Origin of the sequence: Bordetella genomosp. 11, assembly GCF_002261215.1 — a bacterium.
In the GTDB taxonomy this organism is placed as follows: domain Bacteria; phylum Pseudomonadota; class Gammaproteobacteria; order Burkholderiales; family Burkholderiaceae_B; genus Bordetella_C.
This window is the reverse complement of record NZ_NEVS01000004.1, coordinates 2483277-2505406: the sequence shown is the minus strand read 5'-3', so window position 1 is coordinate 2505406 and position 22130 is coordinate 2483277. Positions and strand designations below refer to the sequence as shown.

Annotated in this window: 17 protein-coding genes; 12 read left to right on the top strand and 5 right to left on the bottom strand. The window is 66.0% G+C overall.

The window, feature by feature from the left end; all coding sequences use genetic code 11:
• On the top strand, positions 1 to 693 hold the full coding sequence (locus CAL28_RS18870) for a DNA-3-methyladenine glycosylase (RefSeq protein WP_094842792.1): 693 nt from the start codon (positions 1 to 3) through the stop codon (positions 691 to 693).
• 46 nt (positions 694 to 739) lie between these two features.
• Here the strand turns inward: CAL28_RS18870 and CAL28_RS18865 are convergent, their stop codons facing one another.
• Positions 740 to 1498, bottom strand: coding sequence for a YrbL family protein (locus CAL28_RS18865; RefSeq protein WP_094842791.1), 759 nt, complete (start codon positions 1496 to 1498; stop codon positions 740 to 742).
• A 171-nt stretch (positions 1499 to 1669) separates the two neighbouring features.
• Here CAL28_RS18865 and rmuC point away from each other — a divergent pair, with 171 nt between their 5' ends.
• The 3 genes from rmuC to phoU all read left to right on the top strand — a co-directional run bounded on the left by rmuC (position 1670) and on the right by phoU (position 4696).
• Positions 1670 to 3064, top strand: a complete 1395-nt coding sequence (gene rmuC, locus CAL28_RS18860; protein WP_440588401.1) for a DNA recombination protein RmuC — start codon at positions 1670 to 1672, stop codon at positions 3062 to 3064.
• An 87-nt stretch (positions 3065 to 3151) separates the two neighbouring features.
• Entirely contained in the window at positions 3152 to 3829 is a 678-nt protein-coding gene (rpiA, locus tag CAL28_RS18855) for a ribose-5-phosphate isomerase RpiA (protein WP_094842789.1), read from the top strand.
• 141 nt (positions 3830 to 3970) lie between these two features.
• The gene (gene phoU, locus CAL28_RS18850) at positions 3971 to 4696 is read left to right on the top strand and encodes a phosphate signaling complex protein PhoU (RefSeq protein ID WP_094842788.1); all 726 of its coding nucleotides are present in this window, start codon (positions 3971 to 3973) and stop codon (positions 4694 to 4696) included.
• 72 nt (positions 4697 to 4768) lie between these two features.
• On the opposite strand, the gene CAL28_RS18845 is transcribed toward phoU, so the two are convergent.
• The 3 genes from CAL28_RS18845 to CAL28_RS18835 form a co-directional block, all read right to left on the bottom strand.
• Positions 4769 to 5041, bottom strand: coding sequence for an oxidative damage protection protein (locus tag CAL28_RS18845; protein WP_066638192.1), 273 nt, complete (start codon positions 5039 to 5041; stop codon positions 4769 to 4771).
• Positions 5042 to 5107: 66 nt separating this feature from the next.
• Positions 5108 to 6463 (bottom strand): amino-acid N-acetyltransferase, encoded by a 1356-nt coding sequence (argA, locus tag CAL28_RS18840; protein ID WP_094844710.1) that lies wholly within the window; start codon positions 6461 to 6463, stop codon positions 5108 to 5110.
• Positions 6464 to 6550: 87 nt separating this feature from the next.
• Positions 6551 to 7330, bottom strand: a complete 780-nt coding sequence (locus CAL28_RS18835) for an SDR family oxidoreductase (protein ID WP_094842787.1) — start codon at positions 7328 to 7330, stop codon at positions 6551 to 6553.
• A 283-nt stretch (positions 7331 to 7613) separates the two neighbouring features.
• Here CAL28_RS18835 and CAL28_RS18830 point away from each other — a divergent pair, with 283 nt between their 5' ends.
• The 3 genes from CAL28_RS18830 (at position 7614) to CAL28_RS18820 (ending at position 13706) form a co-directional block, all read left to right on the top strand.
• On the top strand, positions 7614 to 9401 hold the full coding sequence (locus CAL28_RS18830) for a FapA family protein (RefSeq protein ID WP_141218213.1): 1788 nt from the start codon (positions 7614 to 7616) through the stop codon (positions 9399 to 9401).
• 49 nt (positions 9402 to 9450) lie between these two features.
• Positions 9451 to 13380, top strand: a complete 3930-nt coding sequence (gene hrpA, locus CAL28_RS18825) for an ATP-dependent RNA helicase HrpA (RefSeq protein ID WP_094842785.1) — start codon at positions 9451 to 9453, stop codon at positions 13378 to 13380.
• Positions 13381 to 13508: 128 nt separating this feature from the next.
• Entirely contained in the window at positions 13509 to 13706 is a 198-nt protein-coding gene (locus CAL28_RS18820) for a hypothetical protein (RefSeq protein WP_094842784.1), read from the top strand.
• Between the two features lie 18 nt (positions 13707 to 13724).
• Here the strand turns inward: CAL28_RS18820 and lpxO are convergent, their stop codons facing one another.
• Positions 13725 to 14624, bottom strand: coding sequence for a lipid A hydroxylase LpxO (gene lpxO / locus CAL28_RS18815; RefSeq protein ID WP_094842783.1), 900 nt, complete (start codon positions 14622 to 14624; stop codon positions 13725 to 13727).
• Positions 14625 to 14743: 119 nt separating this feature from the next.
• Here lpxO and dnaE point away from each other — a divergent pair, with 119 nt between their 5' ends.
• Genes dnaE through CAL28_RS18790 form a run of 5 tightly spaced genes read left to right on the top strand, consistent with a single transcriptional unit; the run spans position 14744 to position 22065 of the window.
• A complete protein-coding gene (gene dnaE, locus CAL28_RS18810; RefSeq protein WP_094842782.1) occupies positions 14744 to 18241 on the top strand; it encodes a DNA polymerase III subunit alpha in 3498 nt (1165 codons plus the stop codon).
• The gene (locus CAL28_RS18805) at positions 18238 to 19338 is read left to right on the top strand and encodes a glycosyltransferase family 4 protein (protein WP_094842781.1); all 1101 of its coding nucleotides are present in this window, start codon (positions 18238 to 18240) and stop codon (positions 19336 to 19338) included. The genes dnaE and CAL28_RS18805 overlap by 4 nt, the downstream gene beginning before the upstream one ends.
• On the top strand, positions 19335 to 20183 hold the full coding sequence (locus CAL28_RS18800; protein ID WP_094842780.1) for a polysaccharide deacetylase family protein: 849 nt from the start codon (positions 19335 to 19337) through the stop codon (positions 20181 to 20183). Before CAL28_RS18805 ends, CAL28_RS18800 begins: the two co-directional genes overlap by 4 nt.
• Complete coding sequence (locus tag CAL28_RS18795) at positions 20180 to 20956, top strand: glycosyltransferase family 2 protein (RefSeq protein ID WP_094842779.1); 777 nt, start codon at positions 20180 to 20182, stop codon at positions 20954 to 20956. The genes CAL28_RS18800 and CAL28_RS18795 overlap by 4 nt, the downstream gene beginning before the upstream one ends.
• On the top strand, positions 20953 to 22065 hold the full coding sequence (locus CAL28_RS18790; protein ID WP_094842778.1) for a glycosyltransferase family 4 protein: 1113 nt from the start codon (positions 20953 to 20955) through the stop codon (positions 22063 to 22065). Before CAL28_RS18795 ends, CAL28_RS18790 begins: the two co-directional genes overlap by 4 nt.
• The last annotated feature ends 65 nt before the right edge of the window (positions 22066 to 22130 follow it).

Below are 22130 nucleotides of genomic sequence, written 5' to 3'. Positions count from 1 at the left end.
ATGCTGCCCGACGCCTTTTTCGATCGCGACGCATGCCAGGTGGCCCGCGAGCTCATCGGCATGGTTCTGCGCCGCCGCCACCAAGGCCTGTGGCTGTCCGCGCGCATCATCGAAACCGAGGCGTATTACCTGCACGACAAGGGCAGCCATGCCTCGCTGGGCTATACGCACAAGCGTCGGGCACTGTTCATGGACGGCGGCACCATCTACATGTACTACGCGCGTGGCGGCGATTCGCTGAACATCAGCGCGGGTGGGCCGGGCAACGCCGTCCTGATCAAATCCGGACACCCCTGGGTGGATGCGGTGTCCGGCGAGGATGCGCTGGCGCGCATGCAGGCATTGAATCCGGACGCCCAGGGGCACACGCGGCCGCCGCAGCGCTTGTGCGCCGGACAGACCCTGCTGTGCCGGTCGCTGGGCCTGAAGGTACCGGATTGGGATGGCGAACATTTCGACCCATCGACTTTCTTCGTCGAGGATATTGGCGCGCGGCCCGCGCGCCTGGTGCGCGCGGTCAGGCTCGGCATTCCCGAAGGCCGGGACGCGCATCTGCCGTATCGCTTCGTCGATCCGGCGTACGCGCCGTTCTGCACCCGCAACCCCTTGCGGCGCGGGCAAGTGGCCGGCCGCGATTACGACTGGGTGACCCGCAATGGCCGGCCTTGCAAGGGTCAGGTCACCGGGACCTGACCCTTTCCGGCTTTTGCTCGGCGCTTCGCGCTCTTTCCCCAGGGGTTCAAACCGTATGGATTGCCTGTTGCGCACGCGCCAGGCTGCGGGCCTGCAATTTGGCGCGCACTTTATGGTACTTGCGCAGAATGCGCCGGCGGTTCAGCATTTTGCTGTAGGCGAACAAGGGTACGGCCTGCTTCGAGCCGAAGCCGTCGATCAGGTACAGGCCGGCATCGCCGTCGGCATTCTGGCCCATGACCACGTTGCGGGCCGATACGTCGTTCAGGACGATATGGTGGTCGGCCAGCGTGTCGAAAAAATAGTCCAGTTCGCGCGTCAGGGCCTCGTCCAGGCCGCGCTCGCGCACGATCTGTTCGATGGTCGGTGCCAGCCCGCCCTGGCCGTCCGTGATTTTCTCCACCAGCAGGCCCAATCCCATGTTCGTCTGGGCCAGTCCCAGGATACGGGCCATGGGAACCTTCCAGCGTCCCGCCGCGATATTGTGGGCGGCCGCGTATTCGGCCAGCTCGGCCACATGGTTGCGATAAGGACCTTCGCGCTGGCGGTTCTTGCGCCAGCGGCGCAACGGCCGCGTCCGCAGATGTTCGGCCATTCCCGGCAGATCCACGACTTTCACCAGAAGGGAAGGATCGAAGGGATGCTGGTATACCAGCCGCTCGGCGCCCGCGGCGATAGGCTGCAACCCGCTCAGGTCCAGCAGCCGGAACTGCCTGTGAATCTGCAGATCCGCCGGCGCGGAGGGGGCTCGAGGCGGCGTGACGGACGTCTGTTCGCGCCGTGCCGTCAGTGAAACGATACTCATGCTTCAATCCGGACGGCGAGTGCGCTCTTTTGTTTTTTTCGCAACTGCCACATTTATATGACGAAAATTCAACGGTGACCGTAGTTTGACCCTTTAGCGCCCGGCGGGGAAGGGAAACCTCCGGGATGTGGCGCACGCCCTACAATGCGCGCTGACCATACGGGAGAAAACGTGTTGCCTCAAAGCGACATTGCGCTATTGCCATGGATCAGCGCCGCCGCCGCCCTGGTCGCGGCCCTGGCGGCAGGTGTGGCCGCCTGGCGGTCAGGCGGTTCCGGTAAAGAGGCGGACCGCCTCGCTGCCCTGGTGGCGGAACAGGAACGCATGGCGGCCGCCTTGCGCGCCGAACTGGCGGAAAGCCAGCGCGGCCTGCGCGGCGAGATGAGCGAATCCATGCGCGGCCTGCGCATCGAGCTCGCCCGGCATCTGGACGAATTGCGCGCCGGGCTGGCGCGCGACGCGCAGGCTACGCGCAGCGAGTCGGCGGAATCCCTGGGGCGTTTCGGTACGGTCTTCGGCGAGCAGGTACAGCGCCTGGTCGACATGAACGATCGTCGCTTGCAAGAGGTGCGTCAGACGGTGGAGCAGCGGCTTTCGGCCCTGCAGGCCGAAAACGCCGGCAAGCTGGACGAAATGCGCCGCACGGTGGACGAAAAGCTGCATGCCACCCTGGAACAGCGCCTGGGCGAGTCCTTCAAATTGGTATCCGACCGGCTGGAGGCCGTCCACAAGGGACTGGGGGAAATGCAAACGCTGGCCGCCGGCGTCGGCGACCTCAAGCGCGTCCTTACCAACGTCAAATCGCGCGGCACCTGGGGCGAGGTTCAGTTGGCGCGCCTGCTGGAAGACACAATGACGCCGGAGCAGTACGCGCGCAATGTCAAACCGGTGCCCGGCAGCGATGCCATCGTCGAATTCGCCATCCGCCTGCCCGGCCGCGCGGACGATGGCGCGCCGGTCTGGCTGCCCCTGGACGCCAAATTCCCGAAAGAGGAATACGAGCGCCTGATCGAAGCCGAGCAGGCCGCCGATGGCGATGCCGCGCGCGCGGCGGCGCTGGCGCTGGCGCGTGCCGTGGAATTGCAGGCGCGCGCCATCGCGGACAAATACATCGCGCCGCCGCACACCACGGATTTCGCCATCATGTTCCTGCCGACGGAAGGCTTGTACGCGGAGGTCTTGCGGCGACCGGGCCTGATCGACAAGCTGCACCAGCTGCGCGTCAATGTCAGCGGCCCGGCCAATCTGGCTGCCCTGTTGAACAGCCTGCAAATGGGATTCCGCACCCTGGCCATCGAACGCCGCTCCTCCGAGGTCTGGCAGGTGCTGCGCGCGGTCAAGACGGAATTCGGTCGCTTCGGCGACGCGCTGGCCGGCGTCAAGCGCACGCTGGAGACGGCCAGCACCAAGATCGGCCAGACGGAAACCCGCACACGGGCGATGCTGCGCAGCCTGAAGTCGGTCGAAGCCTTGCCCGACGATGTCGCGGACCCGGCCGGTATCCTGGCGGGCCTGGGCGAAGACGTACCGTCCGCGCAGGAAGACGAAGACGCGCGGTCGGCGTAGCATCGAGCAGGCGGCGGCGATCTGCTAAATTGCAGCGCTTCACGGTATATCCGCGCGTATTTCACCTACTTTTTTCGAGTGTTCCCCATGCTCAGCCAGCAAGAATTGAAGCAGCAGGCCGCCACGGCCGCCCTGGATATCGTCGATCAGGTCGCCGGGCCCGATGTTGTCATCGGCGTCGGCACCGGCTCGACCGCCGACCTGTTCATCGATGGCCTGGCGCGCTTCAAGGACCGCCTGCGCGGCACGGTCGCCAGTTCGGAACGCAGCGCGGCCCGGCTGGCGGCGCTCGGCATCCCCGTGCTGGATCTGAATGACGTGGAGCGCATGCCGGTATATATCGACGGCGCCGACGAAATCGATCCCCGACTGCATATGATCAAGGGCGGCGGCGGGGCGCAGACGCGCGAGAAAATCGTGGCCTCGGTGGCCGACCGCTTCATCTGCATCGCGGACGAATCCAAGCTGGTGGAACGACTGGGTGCGTTTCCCCTGCCGGTAGAGGTCATCCCCATGGCGCGCGCCGCCGTGGCACGCAAGCTCCAGGCGCTGGGCGGAAAGCCGGTGCTGCGCGCGGGATTCGTCACCGACAACGGCAATGTCATCCTGGATGTGGCGGGCCTGAACATCACCGACGCACCCGCCCTGGAAATGCACATCAATAACCTGCCGGGCGTGGTGACCTGCGGCCTGTTCACGCAGCCGGGCGCCGACATCGCCCTGCTGGCGACGCAGCAGGGTATACGCCGCCTGCAGCGCCCCTGACCCGCGCCGGCGGACGGTTCATAATCCTGTCACATGGAAGTCATAACCTAGCCGACCGATGCGGCCCGGGGACTTTCCTGATGGCATTTCTTGGAGGCTCGCATGGCAATGGAACCATCGTCAACCCCGCAGGGAGCCCGGATGACCGAGCACACTAACAAACAATTCGATGCCGACCTGGAAGGCGTCCGTTCGCAGTTTCTGGCGATGGGCGGTGTGGTGGAAGCCATGATCCAGGACGCCATCGATGCCTTGGCCAACGGCGATCTGGATCTGGTCGACAAAGTGCGCGAGCGGGAAAAGGAAGTCAACCGCTACGAAGTCGACATCGACCAGCGCATCAGCTACATCCTGGCGCGCCACCAGCCCACCGCGATCGACCTGCGCATGCTGTTGGCCGTCTCCAAGATGTTGACCGACATGGAGCGCTCGGGCGACGAGGCCGAGAAAATCGCCACCGTCGCGCGACGCATCCACGACAGCGATCTGCGTTCCACGCCCATTGTGGACCTGCGGCACATGGCCAATAGCGTACGCGCCATGCTGCGCCAGTCGCTGGATGCCTTCGCCCGCCTGGATCCGATGCAGGCGGCCCAGGTCGTGCGCAGCGACAAGGAAGTCGACAAGGAATGGAAGGCGGCGCTGCGCCAGCTGATTTCTTTCATGATCGAGGACCCGCGCACGATCACGCCTTCGATCGACCTGATCTTCATCGCGCGCGCGATGGAGCGCATCGGCGACCATGCCAAGAACATGTCCGAGCGGGTGATCTATATGGTGCGCGGCGCGGACGTGCGCCATACCGGGGCCAAGAATGCCGAACGGCAGGCCCGCGGCGAAGAGGAAAGCGCCGAGACCACGGAATAAAACCGGGCTCGCGCGATCCGGCGGCGCCGGGCGGCCAGTTTCCTGGCCGGCACCCGGCGTCGTTGCCGCAGGTCAGGCCGAGGGCGGCACGTAGCCCTGGGCTTCGACGCTGCCGTCTTCGAACAGGAAGCGTTCCATCTGCTGCTGCAGATACTTGCGCGCGCGAGCGTCGGCAAGGTTCAGGCGGTTCTCGTTGACCAGGCGCGTTTGCACGCCTTTCCACTCTTCCCAGGCTTCCTTGGATACCTGCTGCCAGATGCGCTGGCCGAGTTCGCCAGGATAGGGCGGAAAATCGAGCCCTTCGGCGTCGCGCTTGAGTTTGACGCAATGAACAGTACGGGTCATGGGTATCGCTGCCGGATTAACGTTGGATCGTCGATTTTACCGAAACGCCGCGTGGCGGCGCGTGGATTACAGCCGTTTGATGAAGACCAGGCTGTTGCGCGACCGGTTGTAGTGCTGCTTCTTGTCGTGCGGCAAATCGGCAATGCCTCCTTGCACGAAGCCCCGCTTCATGAACCAGTGCGAAGTGCGGGTCGTCAACACGAACAAGCGCTTGGCACCCAGGGCGCGGGCGCGCGATTCCATGTGGCGCAGCAGCAGTTCCCCTTCGCCGGAGCCCTGCCATTCCGGGTGGACGATCAGGCAGGCCATTTCGGCCATATGCTCTTCCAGGTAAGGGTGCAGCGCCGCGCATCCGTAGATAACGCCGTCGTGCTCCAGGACCGTGAAATTTTCCACGTCCCGCTCGATGACGCTGCGGCCTCTCGGCACCAGCGTTCCGTCGGCTTCCAGCGGTTCGACCAGGCTGAGGATGGCGCCCACGTCGTCGACCGTCGCCGGTCGCAGGTCGTCCAGCGTGTCTTCGACCACCATGGTGCCGACGCCGTCGTGGGTGAAGATCTCCAGCAGGACGCTGCCGTCCAGGTTGAAGGGCACCACGTGCGCCCGCGCGACGCCGCGCTTGACCGCCTGCGAACTGTACTTGACGAATAGCGCCGTGTCCTCGTCCAGGCCGCCCTTGGCCAGCAGGGCATCGGCGTCGACGCGCGCCAGTTCGGTGTCGATGGTGCCATCCTCGTTGCGCACGCCTTCGGTCGTCGACAGGAAGATCAGTTTTTCCGCGCGTAGCGCGACAGCGGTGCTGGTCGCCAGATCTTCCATGGCAAGGTTGAAGGCCTCGCCCGTGGGCGAAAAGCCCAGCGGCGACAGCAGGATCACCGAGCCTTTTTCCATGGCGAAACGCATGGCGTCGACATCGATCTTGCGCACGTGGCCGGTGTGGCGGTAATCCACGCCGTCGATGACGCCCGTCGGGCGGGCCGTGACGAAGTTGCCGGAGATGACGCGGATCTGCGAATGCGACATCGGCGTGTTCGGCAATCCCTGGCTGAACGCCGCCTCGATATCCAGGCGGATTTCGCCGGCGGCTTCCTTGGCGCATTCCAGCGACGCGGCATCCGTCGGCGACAGCCCGCGATCGAACTGGTGGCTGAAGCCCTTCAGTCGCAATTGTTCGTTGACCTGGGGGCGCGAGCCGTGCACCAGCACCAGGCGGATGCCCAGCGCCGAAAGCAGCGACAGGTCCTGTACCAGCGGGTTCAAGGCCCCGGCCTGGATCAGCTCGCCCCCGAACGCGACCACGAAAGTCTTGCCTCGGAAAGCGTGTACGTAAGGCGCGACTTCACGGAACCAGCGCACGAACTGCGCGGCTGCGAATTCGGGAGCTTCCAGTGCTGAAACGGTGTCTTGATCCAGGTCGGGCATGGTGCGTATATGGACCCTGAAAAACAGGTAAGGGCGGCCAGGCAAAAATGCCTGGGCATGAATCGCGAAATTATAGGATGGCGTGGACTACAGCGTGCCGGGATAGGTGCCGCCATCCAGGACCAGGTTCTGTCCCGTCATGAAGCCCGCGCGCGTGCCGCACAGGAAGGCGCACGCATCGCCGAATTCCGCCGGATCGCCCAGGCGCCGGGCCGGTACGGTCTTGCGCCGGGCTTCCAGAATGTCCTCGACCGATTTGCCGGTCTTCTGCGCCGTCGCAATCGCGGTGCCACGCAGGCGGTCGGTGTCGAACGGGCCGGGCAGCAGGTTGTTGATGGTGACGTTGTGTTCGGCAACCTGGCGCGCCAGTCCGGCGACGAAGCCGGTCAGCCCGGCACGCGCGCCGTTGGACAGCCCCAAGTGGTCGATGGGCATCTTTACCGCCGCCGAAGTGATATTCACGATGCGGCCGAAGCGGCGGGCGATCATGGTGTCGATCGTGGCCTTGATCAGCTCGATCGGCGCGATCATGTTGGCGTCCAGGGCCTTGATCCAGTCGTCGCGGGACCATTCGCGGAAGTCGCCGGGCTTGGGACCGCCCGCATTGTTGACCAGGATGTCGGGGTCGGGGCAGGCGGCAAGCAGGCGGGCACGGCCGTCGGCGGTGGTCACGTCGGCCGCCACGGTCGTTACCGTGGCGCCCGTTTCACGGCGAATCGCGTCGGCCGCTTCTTCCAGCGCTTCCGCGCCCCGCGCCGACATGACGATCCGCACGCCCTCGCGCGCGAGCGACAAGGCGCAGGCGCGTCCCAATCCCTTGCTGGATGCGCACACCAGCGCGGTACGTCCTTCGATACCCAAATCCATAATGCGGTCTCCCATTGGAAATGCGTGACGGCCTCCTTCAGGCCGGCCGATCGCGGTGTCGGACGGCATTGGACACCCATCCACCCCGTCCGGGCGAAAAATTACTTAATTTTCAGAAAAAAAGGGTCGCAACTTGCAGTTTCGATATTAATATTTTGAAATACGCGCTGCGCCAGAAAATTGTCGACAGGCAGAGCACCCTTCGGGTTCCAAAAACGATTCCAAGCCGACTTGCGGGCAGGCCGTCGCCCGGATGCCGGCAATCTCTCGAGGATACACGGCAGTGACCCAATCCTATTGGTTGATTCTGGATCCGGCTACGCGGGAACTGCGTGCCGGCTTCCGTGCTGCCGCGGCGGTGGAGCCCCCCGATACCGACATGCTGCAGGCGGCGCTGGCCGCCCGCGGCTGGACGGTGGATGCCCTGGACAATGCGGCGGTGGCCGAGTTCCTGGGGCGGTGCCAGGAAGCGGCCGCGCGCATCAGCGCGGAGGCGCTGCGCCAGGCCGGCACGGCAGTGGCGGCCGCGACCTCCGCCGCGCAGGAGCTGTCGGGTGAGCTGGCGGCCATCGAGTCCAACGCGGCGCGGCTGGGCGCCGCCCTGGAGCTGATGGACAGCCCCGATCCGGCAGTGCCCCCGCCGGCCGCGGCGGATGGCGTGGTCGAGGCGGTGATCGGCGAAATCGTCGACGGTGCCTTCGAGCTCGAAATCAGCGAAGACAAGCTGCAGGTCTTTCTGACCCTGCATCCGGCCAAGGGCGGACGCGGCGTGCAGCTGGGCGACGTGCGTACCGCGCTGGCCGAACATGGCATCGTCTACGGCGTGGACGAAGAAACCCTGTTGCAGGCGGTGGAAGGCGGCGCCGCCGAGTCCGCGTTGATTGCCTCCGGTATTCCGCCCAAGGAAGGTCTGCCCACGCGTTTCGAAAGCCTGCTGGCGCGCCACGTGGCGGACGTGGACGAAAATGCCCTGGTGGATTACCGCTCGATGGGCAGCCTGGTACTGGTCAAGGCCGGGATGCCGCTGATGCGGCGGATCCCGGGTACCGTCGGAACCGATGGCGTGGACGTCTACGGCAACCCGGCGCCGGCGCCCGCGCCGGAAGACCTGCCCTACGACGACAATCTCGCCGGCGTCACGCGCGATCCCAACGATCCCGAGGTGCTGCTGGCGGCGATCGATGGGGCGCCGTCGATGCTGCCGTGCGGCGTGTCGGTGAACCCCGTCGTCGAAGTCGACGCGGTCAACCTGAATTCCGGCAACATCAATTTCGAAGGGACCCTCCAGGTACGCGGCGATGTGACGACCGGCATGTCGGTCAAGGTCAGCGGCGATGTGCTGGTCAGCGGGACGGTCGAGGCGGCGCATATCGACGCCGGCGGCAATGTCGTGGTCAAGGGCGGTATCCTGGGCGCAGCCGAAGGCGCGACCACGGCCGATCCGGCCGCGCGCCTGGCCCAGGTTTCCGCGCGCGGCTCGGTAAAGGCGCGCTTTATCGGCAATGCGACCATCAACGCCGGCAAGGACGTGCAGGTCGAAAGTGAAATCCGGCAGAGCGACGTGAACGCCGGCGATACGGTGACGGTCGGGGCCAAAGGCTCCACGCAGGGCAACATCAACGGCGGCCAGATACGCGCGCTGCGCGGTATCCGGGCCGCCACGCTGGGCACCATGGCCGGCGTCAAGACGATCATCCAGGTCGGCGTGAACCCGCATGCCCAGGCGCAGAAGGAAGCGCTGCAACGCACCCGCAAGCGCCTGCAGGAAGAAAAATCCAAGCTGGAGCAACTGCTGATCTTCCTGCGCAAGCATCCCGAGAAGGCCGCCAACGGCATAGGCGAACGGGCGGTGCAAACCCATGCGAAGCTGATCAGCGATCTGGCCGGCGTGGACGCCCGCGAACGGCGCCTGGCGGCGGAAGACTCCGTGGCCGAGGACGCCACCATCCATGCGTCGCGCAAGATCCATGGCGGGGTGGAGCTGCAAGTGGTCAACCGGCGCGAATCGATCAGCGAGGACTTGCCCGGCGGTACCGCCAAACTATCGGATGGCAAGCTGATCATCCGCTAGCACGGCGACGGCGCGGACCGCCGACCCGCGAAAAACTATAATTGCGGGAATGACCGTCAAGCCTCAAACCCCCCCGCGGCGCGCCCGGGCCGCGCCCCGGGCGGCCGCGTCGTCCGGCCTTGCATCGCCGCCTGTGCCCGCCGCCGCGCCGCGCGCGATCCCTCCCATCCGCTATCCCGAAGAACTGCCGGTCAGCGCCCGCCGCGAGGAAATCGCGCGCGCCATCGAGCATCATCAGGTGGTGATCGTCAGCGGCGAGACGGGTTCCGGCAAGACCACCCAGCTGCCCAAGATCTGCCTGGACCTGGGCCGTGGGCGCACGCGCATGATCGGCCATACCCAGCCCAGGCGGCTGGCCGCCACGTCGGTGGCCAGGCGCATCGCGGACGAACTCGAAACTCCCTTGGGAGAGGTCGTCGGCTACCAGGTGCGGTTCAACGATCGCACCGGGCCGAACGCCGCCATCAAGCTGATGACTGACGGCATCCTGCTGGCCGAGACCCAGCGCGATCCGCTGCTCAAGCGCTACGACACGCTGATCATCGACGAAGCCCATGAGCGCAGCCTGAACATCGATTTCCTGCTGGGTTACCTGAAGCGGGTACTGCCGCGCCGGCCGGACCTGAAGGTCATCATTACCTCGGCCACCATCGATGCCGAACGCTTCGCCACGCACTTCGCCGCCGCGCCCGACCGGCCGGCGCCCGTCATCGAAGTATCGGGCCGCCTGTATCCCGTCGAAGTCCGCTACCGCCCGGTGCGCCAGGAGGAAACGGATGCCGAGACCGCCGCCCGGTCGGCTCGCGAGCGCGCCGGCGACGAAGAGCGCGACCTGATCGACGCCATCGTCGATGCCGTCGACGAGTGCGCGCGCCATGGCCCGGGAGACGTCCTGGTGTTCCTGCCGGGCGAACGGGAGATCCGCGAGGCCTCTGAAGCCTTGCGCAAGCACCATCCGGTGGGCACGGAGGTCCTGGCACTGTACGCGCGCCTGTCCCAGGCCGAGCAGGAGCAGATTTTCCGGCCGCGCGGCAGCGGGCGGCGGGTCGTCCTGGCCACCAACGTCGCCGAGACCTCCCTGACCGTCCCGGGCATCCGCTTCGTCGTCGACAGCGGGCTGGCGCGGGTCAAGCGCTACTCGTGGCGCAACAAGGTCGAGCAACTGCGCATCGAGCCCATCAGTCGCGCGTCGGCCAACCAGCGCGCGGGGCGCTGCGGCCGCATCGGCCCCGGCCTCTGCATCCGCCTGTATGACGAAGCCGACTTCAACGCGCGCGCGCCCTTCACCGACCCGGAAGTGCTGCGTTCCTCGCTGGCCTCGGTGATCCTGCGCATGAAGTCCCTCAAGCTGGACGACATCGAGGACTTCCCTTTCGTCGAAGCGCCGCCTGGCCGCGCGATCGCCGACGGCTACCACCTGCTGCAGGAGCTGGGCGCGATCGAGGCCGTGCAACGCGACGAGCACGCCGCGGGCGCGGACGATACCGCCACGCAATCCGGCCCGGCCTTCGCGCTGACCCGCACCGGCCACGAGCTGGCCCGGTTGCCGCTGGACCCGCGCATCGGCCGCATGATCCTGGCCGCGCGCGAGCAGCAATGCCTGGCCGAAATGCTCATCATCGCGTCGGCCCTGTCCATCCAGGACCCGCGCGACCGCCCCATGCAGGAAAAAGAGGCCGCGGAAAGCGCCCACGCCAAATTCGCCGACGACAAATCGGAATTCCTGTCCTTTCTCAAGCTTTGGCGCTGGTATGGCGAACAGGTCCAGCACAAGGCCTCGCAACGCAAGCTGGTCGGCCTGCTGCGGCAGAACTTCCTGTCGCCGCTGCGGCTGCGCGAATGGCACGATGTCCACACGCAATTGGCGTCGGTCGTGGGCGAGCAGGGGTGGCGCCTGAACCAGTCCGAGGCGACCTTCGAGCAGATACACATGGCGCTGCTCAGCGGCCTGCTCGGCAATATCGGCTACAAAAGCGATGAGGGCGGCCATTACCAGGGCGCGCGGGATATCCGCTTTTATATCCATCCCGGCTCGCGCCTGGCCAAGAAAGCCGGGCGCTGGATCATTGCGGCCGAACTGGTCGAAACGACGCGGCTGTACGCGCGCTGCATCGCGCGCATCGAACCCGCCTGGATCGAACGCGCCGCCGCGCACCTGTTGCGCCGCAATTGGTCCGATCCCCGCTGGGAGAAGAAAGCGGGGCAAGTGGTGGCCAACGAGCGCGCCACCCTTTACGGCCTGACGATCTATACCGGGCGCCGCGTCCACTACGGCCGCATCAACCCGGAGCACGCCCGCGAAATCTTCATCCGCGACGCGCTGGTCCCCGGCGACATCGACACGCGCCTGCCCTTCGTCGCGCAGAACCGCCGGCTCATCGCGGAGATCGAAAAGCTGGAGCATCGCGCGCGCCGGCCTGACATCCTGGTCGACGACACGCTGATCCAGGCGTTCTACGATCGCCAGATTCCGGCCGGCATGAGCCAGGCGTCGACGCTGGAAAAATGGTACGCGGGCCTGGACAAGGCCGCGGCCGACGCGCTGCTGCTCACTCGCGATGCCCTGATGCGCCATGAAGCGGCGGGCATCACCACCGAGGTCTTTCCCAAGAAGGTGGAATGGCAGGGCGTGGTCATGGACCTCGACTACCATTTCGAACCCGGCTCGCCGCGCGACGGCGTGACGCTGTCCGTCCCCTTGTTCGCGCTCAACCAGATCGACCCGCAGCGCTGCGAGTGGCTGGTTCCCGGCATGCTCAAGGACAAAATCCATCTGCTGCTGAAGTCGCTGCCGCAGAAGATCCGGCGCCACTGCGTGCCCTTGCCGGAATATGCCGCCGGCTTCTATGACCGGTGGTTCGACCGGCTGGGCGACCCTCAGCAGGGCCTGCTCGATGCCTTGGCCGCCGATATGTGGGAACAGGTGAAGGTGCGCCCCGCGCCAGCGGATTTCAAGCTGGAAACGCTGCCGCCGCACCTGTTCATGAATTTCCGCGTCGTCGACGAGCATGGACGCATGCTGGCAGCGGGCCGCAACCTGGCGTCCCTGAAGGCGGAATTCGGCCGCCAGGCACAGGCGGACTTCCAGCAACTGGCCGCCCGCGACACGCAGGTCGCCCAGGCCCTGGCCCAGGATGGCCTGACCGACTGGTCTTTCGGCGAATTGCCGGAAATCATGGAGATCAAGCGCAAGGGCCAATCCGTCATCGGATATCCCGCGCTGGTCGATCGCGGCACCCATTGCGATCTGGACGTCTTCGACGACCCGGACGAGGCGCGCCGCCATCATCGCGCGGGGCTGCTGCGCCTGTTCCGCCTGGGGCTGCGCGAGCAGATCAAATTCCTGGAAAAGAACCTGCCCGACCTGACGCGCATCAGCATGCTGTTCATGCCGCTGGGAAGCCAGGAGTCCCTGCGCGACCAGATCATCGACTGCGCCGTGGAAAGGGCGTGCCTGGCCGATCCCTGGCCGGTCAACCAGGCGGAGTTCGAATCGCGGCGCCTGGAAGGCAAGGGCCGGCTGGGCCTGCTGGCGCAGGAAGTCGGCCGGCTCGCCGGTGCGGTGCTGACGGAATGGGCCGCGCTGCAGCGCAAGCTGCCCCAGGCGAAAGGGCACCCGGCGGCCTATGCCGATTTGCAGCAGCAGGCCGGCGCGCTGGTGCCACCGACCTTCCTGCGCGATACGCCCTATGCGCAGCTGGCGCATTTCCCCCGTTACCTGAAGGCCGCGGTGGCCCGTATCGACAAGCTGCGAGCAGATCCTGCCCGCGACCAGCGCCTGATGGCCGACATGGCGCCCCTGCTGACGCAGTATCAACGCGCCCGCGCCGCGCTCAAGGGGGCGTCGGACCCCCGGCTGGACGAATTCCGCTGGCTGCTGGAAGAGTTGCGGGTCGCCCTGTTCGCGCAGGAGCTGCGCACGCCGATGCCGGTCTCGGTCAAGCGCCTGCAGAAGTCCTGGGAATCGATGCGGCGCTAGGCCGCGCCTGCGCCGGGGCCGCAACCGCTCGCGGCCCCGTTGCCATGTCGGAAGGGTGCGGCCTATCATCCATCAGGACGGGGGGCCGCTCACAGGCTCCCGTCCTATCCTGTTTCCAGGAGAAGGTCATGAGCGACGCTGTCTTGCAAGCCCATGCATTGCGGTCCGGGAATCGACCCTCCCGCCGATGGCCCTGGTTCCGCCGCCTGCGCCTCAAGGGACTGGGCGGGGAATTGCGCGATTTTGTGGCCGAGGTTTTCGCGGCAATGGAACGCGGGCGGGATGTCCGGCCTATCGTTTCCGCCTACGCGCCGCCGCGTTCGTAGCGCGCCATCGGGGCGCCGTCAGATCCAGACGAAGGCGCCCACGACCAGCACCACCAGGGCCCACTTGACGGCCTTGTAGACCGGCTTGTTCCAGGCCTTGAATCGCTTGCGCGCCTGGTCCAGGCGCCAATGCGCATGCGTCAGGCGATTGATCGCGCCTGTCTTGTCGCCATCGTCGTTGGGCGAGCTGGCCGCCGACATCACCACCTTGCCGAACCAGGCGTTGAAGGCTTCCGCCCAGCGCCACCGCAGCGGCCTTTCGACGTCGCAGAACAGGATGATGCGGTTCTGGCCGGAGTTGTTATGGGCTTCGTGGATGTAGGTTTCATCGAACACGACGCCTTCCCCATCGCGCCAGCTGTAGCGTTCCCCGTCCACGTCGATGTAGCAGCGGTCGTCGTTGGGCGTGGCCAGCCCCAGGTGGTACCGCAGCGAACCGGAGAACGGATCGCGGTGCGGATTCAGCTTGCCCCCGTCTGGCAGTTCGGCAAACATCGCCGCCTTTACCTTCGGGAGGGTCTTGAGCAGCGCCACCGTGCGCGGGCACAGCGCTTCCGCCGAGGGGTGGCGGGCGTCGTACCACTTCAGGTAGAAGCGCTTCCAGCCGTATTTGAAAAAGGAATTGAAGCCGATATCGTCATGGCGTTCCGCCGCCTTGATGCGGCGCATTTCGGCCATCTGCAGCGCTTCGTCGCGGATGATTTCCCAGTTGTCCTGCAGGACCTGCAGTTCCGGGATCTCGCGCGCCGAGACATAGGGCGTGGTGGGTACCCGCGAAGCGAGCACCATAAAGGCATTTACCGGCGCCAGCAGGACGGAATGGTCCAGGAAGACGCGCGACCAGGCCAGGCGCACCCGGCCGCGATAGTGCCCATACAGAATGGAGGCCAGCCACAGCCCGGGGATCAGCCATTTCATAGCGGGGGAACACGCAAAGTACTCATCAACCGTCTATTCTTGCACAGCCGGCCCGCCGGTGGCACATCGGATGGCCCAGGCGAGGTCCATCGCACGGTCTGCTGAGTACAATCGCGGACATGTCAGAAGAAGCCGTCGTCGCCCCGTCCCCCTTTGTACACCTGCGCGTCCACTCCGAATTTTCGGTGGTGGACGGCACGGTCCGTATTTCCGATCTCGTCAAGCGCGCCGCCAAGCTGGGCCAGCCAGCCGTCGCCCTGACGGACCTGTCCAACCTGTTCGGCCTGATCAAGTTCTACAAGGCCGCGCGCGGCGCGGGCATCAAGCCGGTCGCCGGCAGCGACGTCTGGCTGACCAACGACGACGATCGCGATAAACCGCACCGCCTGTTGCTGCTGGTGCGGGATCGCCAGGGCTACCTGAACCTCTGCGACCTGCTAAGCCGCGCCTACCTGACCAACCAGCACAAGGGCCGGGCGGAGGTCCGCCGCGAATGGGTGCAGCAGGCCGCGGGGCTGATCGTCCTGTCCGGCGGGCGCGCCGGCGATGTCGGCCAGGCCCTGGAAGCCGGCAACGCGGCGCAGGCCCAGATGCTGGCGCGCCAGTGGGCCCAGGCTTTTCCCGATGCCTATTACATCGAGCTTCAACGCGCCGGCATGGATGGCGACGAAGCCTATGTGCAGGCCGCCCTGCGCCTGGCGGGCGAATGCCACCTGCCGGTGGTCGCCACGCATCCCGTCCAATTCCTGGACAAGCACGAGTTCCAGTCGCACGAGGCGCGGGTTTGCATCGCGGAAGGCGAAATCCTGGCCAATCCCCGCCGCGTCCGGCGCTTCACGCCGGACCAGTACATGCTGGATAGCCAGGAAATGGCGCGGCGCTTCGCCGACGTGCCCTCGGCGCTGGCCAACACGGTGGAAATCGCGCGCCGCTGCAACCTGACGCTGGTGCTGGGCAAGCCGCGGCTGCCGAACTTCCCGACGCCGGAAGGGGTCACCCTGGACGACTACCTGGTCCAGCTGTCGGAGCAGGGCCTGGAAAAGCGGCTGCTGTTCCTGTTTCCGAACGAAGAAGAACGCAACGCCAAGCGCGATGCCTACTTCGAGCGCCTGCGCTGGGAGTGCAAGACCATTATCCAGATGGGCTTTCCCGGTTACTTCCTGATCGTGCAGGACTTCATCAACTGGGGCAAGAACAACGGCGTGCCGGTGGGACCGGGCCGGGGGTCGGGCGCCGGCTCGCTGGTGGCATACGCGCTGGGCATTACCGATCTGGATCCCATCCGCTACGACCTGCTGTTCGAACGCTTCCTGAATCCGGAGCGGGTATCCATGCCCGACTTCGATATCGATTTCTGCCAGGACAATCGCGAACGGGTCATCGACTACGTCAAGGAAAAATACGGCCGTGACGCGGTCAGCCAGATCGCGACCTTCGGTACCCTGGGCGCCAAGGCCGTGGTACGCGACGCCGGCCGCGTTCTGGACATGCCGTATATGTTCTGCGACGGCCTGTCCAAGCTTATTCCCTTCAACCCCGCCGATCCGTGGACGCTCGAACGCACGCTCAAGGACGAGCCGGCTTTCAAAGAGCGCTACGAGCAGGAAGAGGAAGTCCGCGGCCTGGTCGACCTGGCGCAACCGCTCGAAGGCCTGACCCGCAACATCGGCATGCATGCCGGCGGCGTGCTCATCGCCCCCGGCAAGCTCACCGATTTCTGCCCCCTGTACTGCCAGCCGGGCCAGGAAAACAGCGCGGTATCCCAGTTCGACAAGGACGACGTAGAGGCCGCCGGCCTGGTGAAGTTCGACTTCCTGGGCCTGCGCAACCTGACCATCCTGGACTGGGCCGTGCGCTATGTGCGGCAGTTCAACGAGGACAAGCGCGACTTCGACATCATGGCGGTGCCGCTGGACGACCCGGCGGCCTACAAAATCCTGACGGACGCCAATACCACCGCGGTGTTCCAGCTGGAATCGCGCGGCATGAAGGAGCTGCTCAAGAAGCTGCGGCCCAATACCTTCGAAGACGTCATCGCCATGCTGGCGCTGTACCGTCCCGGTCCGCTGGAATCCGGCATGGTGGACGATTTCGTCAACCGCAAGCACGGCCGCGCGCCCGTCGACTACTTCCATCCGGATCTGGAAGGCACGCTCAAGAGCACTTACGGGGTCATCGTCTACCAGGAACAGGTGATGTTGATCTCGCAGATCATCGGCGGCTATTCGCTGGGCGGCGCCGACCTGCTGCGCCGGGCCATGGGCAAGAAAAAGCCCGAGGAAATGGCCAAGCATCGCGAGCTTTTCCAAAAGGGCGCGGAAGCCAAGGGGCATGATCCCAATCTGGCGGTCAAGCTTTTCGACCTGATGGAAAAGTTCGCGGGCTATGGCTTCAACAAGTCGCACTCGGCGGCCTATGCGCTGATCGCCTACCAGACCGCCTGGCTCAAGGCCTACCATCCGGCCGAATTCCTGGCCGCGACCCTGTCCTCGGACATGGACGACACCGACAAGGTGCAGATTTTCTGGCGCGATGCCACGGAAAACGGCGTGGAAGTACTGCCGCCGGACGTGAACGCATCGGGCTACCGCTTCGAGCCGGTGGCCGACGCGCGTACCGCCAAGGGCTTGCCGCCCCGCACCATGCGCTACGGCCTGGGCGCGGTGAAGGGCACCGGCCAGGGCGCGGTGGAGGACATCATCCGCGCTCGGCAGGAAGGCGGTCCCTTCCGCGATCTTTTCGATTTCTGCCGCCGCGTCGACAAGCATTCGGTCAACCGCCGCACCGTCGAGGCCCTGATCAAGGCCGGGGCCTTCGATGGGATCGAGCCGAACCGCGCCGCCTTGCTGGCGTCGGTGCCCACCGCCATGGAGGCCGCCGAACAGGCCGCGCGCAGCGCCAATCAGGTCTCCCTGTTTGGCGACGATGCCAGCGATGTCGTGGCCAGCGAATTGGCCAAGGTCGCGCCATGGAACCTGCATACGCGCCTGACCGAGGAAAAATCCGCGCTGGGCTACTACTTCAGCGGCCATCTTTTCGACGCCTGGCGCGACGAAGTGCGGCGCATCGTCCCCATGACGCTTGCCCGCCTGGAGCCCCAGCGCGAACCGCAATGGATGTGCGGCGTGCTGTCGGGCGTGCGCGCCATGATGACGCGGCGCGGCAAGATGGTGTTCGCCGTCCTGGATGACGGAACGGCGCAGGTCGAAATCTCCATCTTCAACGAGCTCTACGAAAAGCATCGCAATCGCCTGCGCGAGGACCAACTGCTGATCGTCCATGGCAAGGTCAGCAACGACGAGTATTCCGGCGGCATGCGCATCGTCGCCGAATCCTTGTTCGACCTGCAGCTGGCGCGCGAAGCGCGCGCGCGGTCGCTGCGCATCCGCCTGAACGGCAACGCCGACGCCGAACATCTGCGCAAGCTGCTCAATCCCTATCGCGCCGAGCCGGAAAACGGTGTGCCGGGAACGCCCGTGGAGGTGATCTACACGCGCGACAACTTTCTATGCACGGTAAGGCTGGGAGAAGACTGGCGCGTGCGCATGGCCGACGCGCTGCTGGACCGGCTCAATGAATGGACACGCCCGGAAAGCGTGGAGATCTCCTACTCATGACACCCTTACGCATCGTCCATTCCGAGGCCGCGGTCTCCTTTGGCGGGCAAGAGCACCGCATCTTCAAGGAAATGATCGCCATGCGCGAGCGCGGCCATCATATGGAGGCCATCTGCCAGTCGCGCGCGCAGCTGGTCAAGCGGCTGACCGATGAAGGCTTCACCGTCCACCAGGTCGACATGGACGGCGTGCCGAACTACTTCAAGGGCATCGCGGCAATCCGGCGCATCCTGCGCGAAGGCCGCTTCGATGTACTGAACACCCACAGCCGGCGCGATACCGTCATTGCAGCGCCGGCGGCGCGCATGGCAGGCACGCCGCTCATCGTGCGCACCCGCCACCTGGCCAGCAAGGTGGGGTCGATGTGGTCGTACACCATACTGCCGCATCGCGTCACGACGGTCAGCGACCACGTCCGCGAATACCTGATCACGCGCGGCGTGCCGCGCGAGCACGTGGCCACGCTGTATTCGCCCATCGTCCCGCCTCCGCCCATCGAAAAATCCACCTTGCGCGATGAGCTCGGCCTGGCCGACACCGATATCGTGGTCGGCTGCGTCGCCGTCATGCGGCCGGCCAAGGGCCATGTGGCCCTGATCGACGCCATGCGGCCGCTGATGGCCACCCGACCCGATCTGCATCTGGTCTTTGTCGGCAGCGGATCGCCCACCTTCGAACGCGTGCGGGCCTATATCGACGAGCTGGGGCTGCAGCCGCGTATTCACCTGATGGGCACGCGCCGCGACGTGCCCAACCTGCTGGCGGGCTTCGACCTGTTCGCGCTGGCGACCGAACAGGAAGCGTCCGGCACGGTCTACGTCGAGGCGCAAGCCAGCGGGCTGCCCGTCGTCGGCACCGATGTCGGTGGGGTTTCCGAGATGTTCCGCGATGGGGTCAGCGGCTTTCTGGTGCCATCCAAGGACCAGGCCGCGCTGACCGATGCCTTGCGGCGGCTGATCGACGATCCCGCGCTGCGCAGGCAGATGGGCGAAGCCGGCCGGCGCATGATCCGCGAAGAGGGCGTGTTTTCGCCGCAGCGCCTGGCCGAGCGCACGGAACTGATCTATCGCAAATGGCTGGCGGAGCGGCGGCGATGAAGCGCGCGCACAATGTGCCCGTGCTGATGTACCACCATGTCACCCCGGCGGCCGGCATGATCGCCGCCACGCCGGCTCACTTCGAAAGCCAGATCCAGCGGCTGGCGCGGTCCGGCTATACCGCGCTGTCCGCCGACCGCTTCGCCGCCCATCTGGCAGGCGAGCCGGTTCCGGAAAAATCCGTCCTGATCACCTTCGATGACGGCTACCTGGATAACTGGGTGCATGCCCATCCCATTCTGCACCGTTACGGCATGCATGCCGTGATGTTCATCGTGACGGGGTGGATAGGCGACGGCCCGGTGCGGCCCACGGCGGGACAGGCGGGGGCGCCCGCGGTACCCGACCATGCCGCCTGCAAGGCTGCGATCGCCAGCCAGCGGGCGGACGAAGTCATGGCGCGCTGGAGCGAGATCGAAGCCATGCGCGCCGCCGGCACCTTCGAGTTCCATAGCCACACGCATACCCACACGCGCTGGGACAAGGTGTGCGGCACCGACGTCGATGGCAAGCGGGATCGTATCGCCGAAGAATTGCAGCGCTCGCGCGCGGTACTGGGCGAACGGTTGGGCGAGCAGAGTCCGCACCTGTGCTGGCCGCAAGGCTATTTCGACGACGATTACCTGGATGCAGGGCGCCGGGCGGGGTTCCGCTATTTCTACACCACGGATGCCCTGGGGCAGAATACGGCGGGGGGCGATCCCGAGCATATCTACCGCTTCGCGGTGCGCGACCAGCCCGGGCGCTGGCTGGCGCAACGCCTGTGGCTGGGCGGGCATCCCGTCTGGGGACCGCGCTATCACGCCTGGAAAGCCTGGAAGCGCCGGCTGAGGGGACGCGCATGAAGCTCTCGGTCATCGTCATTACCAAGAACGAGGCGGCGAACATCGTTGCCTGCCTGGATTCGGTCGCGTTCGCCGACGAGTTCATCGTGGTCGATTCCGGCAGTACCGACAACACCGTCGAACTGGCGCGTGCGATGGGGGCGACCGTGGAACAAACCCACGATTGGCCCGGTTTCGGTCCGCAGAAAAACCGCGCGCTGAACCTGGCGCAGGGCGAGTGGGTGCTGTCCATCGACGCGGACGAACGGGTCACTCCCGAGCTGGCGCTGGCCATACAGGAAGCCATCGCCGCGCCCGCCTGCGACGCCTACGAGATTGCGCGCCTGTCCGACTTCTGCGGCCGCTTTATCCGCCACAGCGGGTGGTGGCCGGACTACGTGCTGCGCCTGTTCCGCCGCGGCAGCGCCCGCTTCAGCGATGCCGCGGTGCACGAAAAAGTCGTTCCGGCCAGGCCCGGGCCGACTGGCCGGCTGCGTGGGCACTTCCTTCACTATCCCTATCCCAACCTGGATGCGCTGGTCAGCAAAGTCAATCGCTATTCGTCCGATGCGGCAGCGATGATGCACGCGCGCGGCAAGCGCACCGGCATACTGGGCGCCCTGGGCCACGGTTTCTGGACTTTCGTTCGCATTTACCTGATACGCCGCGGCTTTCTCGATGGCCGTCATGGCCTCGTGCTGGCCGTGACGGCCGCCTCGGGCAGTTTCTTTCGCTATGCCAAGCTGATGTTCCTTTCCGAAAACGCGTCTCGCGATGGCGCGCCCCGTCCTTGAAAATCCTCTACACGAACTTCCATCCGCGCAATGGCGGGGGGCATGTCACCTACATCATGAACCTGGCGCGCGGGCTGCGGCATGCGCATGCCATCACTGTCGCGACGCCCGCCACCAGCCGGCTATACCGCTACGCGGCCGAGTTGCCCGGCGTGCGGGTGGCCGACTTCCGCTTCCGTTCGCGCGCGAGCGCCTTGTTCGGCGAGTCGATTGCCTTGCGCAGGCTGATACGCCGGGAAGGTTTCGACCTGATCCACGTGAACGGTTCGACGGACCACAGGCTCGCGATGATCGCCACCCTGGGCATGCGGCGTCCCCCCATTATCTTCACCAAGCATAATGACCTGCCATTGCGCACCGTGGGCCACCGCTTGCGCGCGCGCTTCGGCACGGATCGGGTCATCGCGGTCAGCGAATTCGTCGCCGGCCTGCTGCGGCAGTCGCCGTATCGGCGTCTGCCGATTTCCACCGTGCGGCACGGCATCGATACGGACTATTTCGCGCCGCCTTCGGACGCGCTGCGCCCCGGTCTGCGGGAAAAATATTTCGGCCCCACCGCGCCGGGCAAGATCCTGCTGGGTAGCGCCGGCGGCACGGACTACGACAAGGGCTGGCTGGACCTGCTGGCCGGCCTGGCGATGCTCGCGCCCCACGAACGCCAGTGCTTCCGGGTGCTGGTCGCCGGCGACTTGCCCGATGACGCGAAAATGGCCCGGGTGCGCGAGCTCGGCCTGCAGGACCAGGTCGTGTTCCCGGGCCTGCTGGATGACGTGCGGCCCGCCCTGGCGGCATGCGACGTCGGTTTCGTGCTGTCGTATCGCGAAGCGCTATCCTTCGCCTGCCGCGAAGTCATGTCCCTCGGCCTGCCTGCCCTGATATCCAACGTCGGCGGCCTGCCGGAGAACGTCACGGACGGGCGCGACGGCTGGGTGGTCCCGGTGCGCGACCCGTCGGCGATCGCCGACGTGCTGCGGGGCATGCTGGCCGACCCCGGCCGCATCGGCGTCATGGGCGCTGCCGCGCGGGAAAAAAGCCAGCGCGAATTCAACCTGGCTCGGTTCGTGGAAGGGACGTATGCCGTCTACCAGGCGGCGCTGGACGGCCGCTAGCAGCCTCCCCGCGGGCCGGGTTCGCATGGCCGGCCCTGCCTCGCCGGTTCTCCCGGCATTCGCGC

Bases quoted from the DNA above. Each gene is read 5' to 3' on its own strand.
- CAL28_RS18870 (WP_094842792.1), top strand. From the start codon at position 1: ATGCTGCCCGACGCCTTTTTCGATCGCGACGCATGCCAGGTGGCCCGC.
- CAL28_RS18865 (WP_094842791.1), bottom strand. From the start codon at position 1,498: ATGAGTATCGTTTCACTGACGGCACGGCGCGAACAGACGTCCGTCACG.
- rpiA (WP_094842789.1), top strand. From the start codon at position 3,152: ATGCTCAGCCAGCAAGAATTGAAGCAGCAGGCCGCCACGGCCGCCCTG.
- phoU (WP_094842788.1), top strand. From the start codon at position 3,971: ATGACCGAGCACACTAACAAACAATTCGATGCCGACCTGGAAGGCGTC.
- CAL28_RS18845 (WP_066638192.1), bottom strand. From the start codon at position 5,041: ATGACCCGTACTGTTCATTGCGTCAAACTCAAGCGCGACGCCGAAGGG.
- argA (WP_094844710.1), bottom strand. From the start codon at position 6,463: ATGCCCGACCTGGATCAAGACACCGTTTCAGCACTGGAAGCTCCCGAA.
- CAL28_RS18835 (WP_094842787.1), bottom strand. From the start codon at position 7,330: ATGGATTTGGGTATCGAAGGACGTACCGCGCTGGTGTGCGCATCCAGC.
- hrpA (WP_094842785.1), top strand. From the start codon at position 9,451: ATGACCGTCAAGCCTCAAACCCCCCCGCGGCGCGCCCGGGCCGCGCCC.
- CAL28_RS18820 (WP_094842784.1), top strand. From the start codon at position 13,509: ATGAGCGACGCTGTCTTGCAAGCCCATGCATTGCGGTCCGGGAATCGA.
- lpxO (WP_094842783.1), bottom strand. From the start codon at position 14,624: ATGAAATGGCTGATCCCCGGGCTGTGGCTGGCCTCCATTCTGTATGGG.
- dnaE (WP_094842782.1), top strand. From the start codon at position 14,744: ATGTCAGAAGAAGCCGTCGTCGCCCCGTCCCCCTTTGTACACCTGCGC.
- CAL28_RS18805 (WP_094842781.1), top strand. From the start codon at position 18,238: ATGACACCCTTACGCATCGTCCATTCCGAGGCCGCGGTCTCCTTTGGC.
- CAL28_RS18800 (WP_094842780.1), top strand. From the start codon at position 19,335: ATGAAGCGCGCGCACAATGTGCCCGTGCTGATGTACCACCATGTCACC.
- CAL28_RS18795 (WP_094842779.1), top strand. From the start codon at position 20,180: ATGAAGCTCTCGGTCATCGTCATTACCAAGAACGAGGCGGCGAACATC.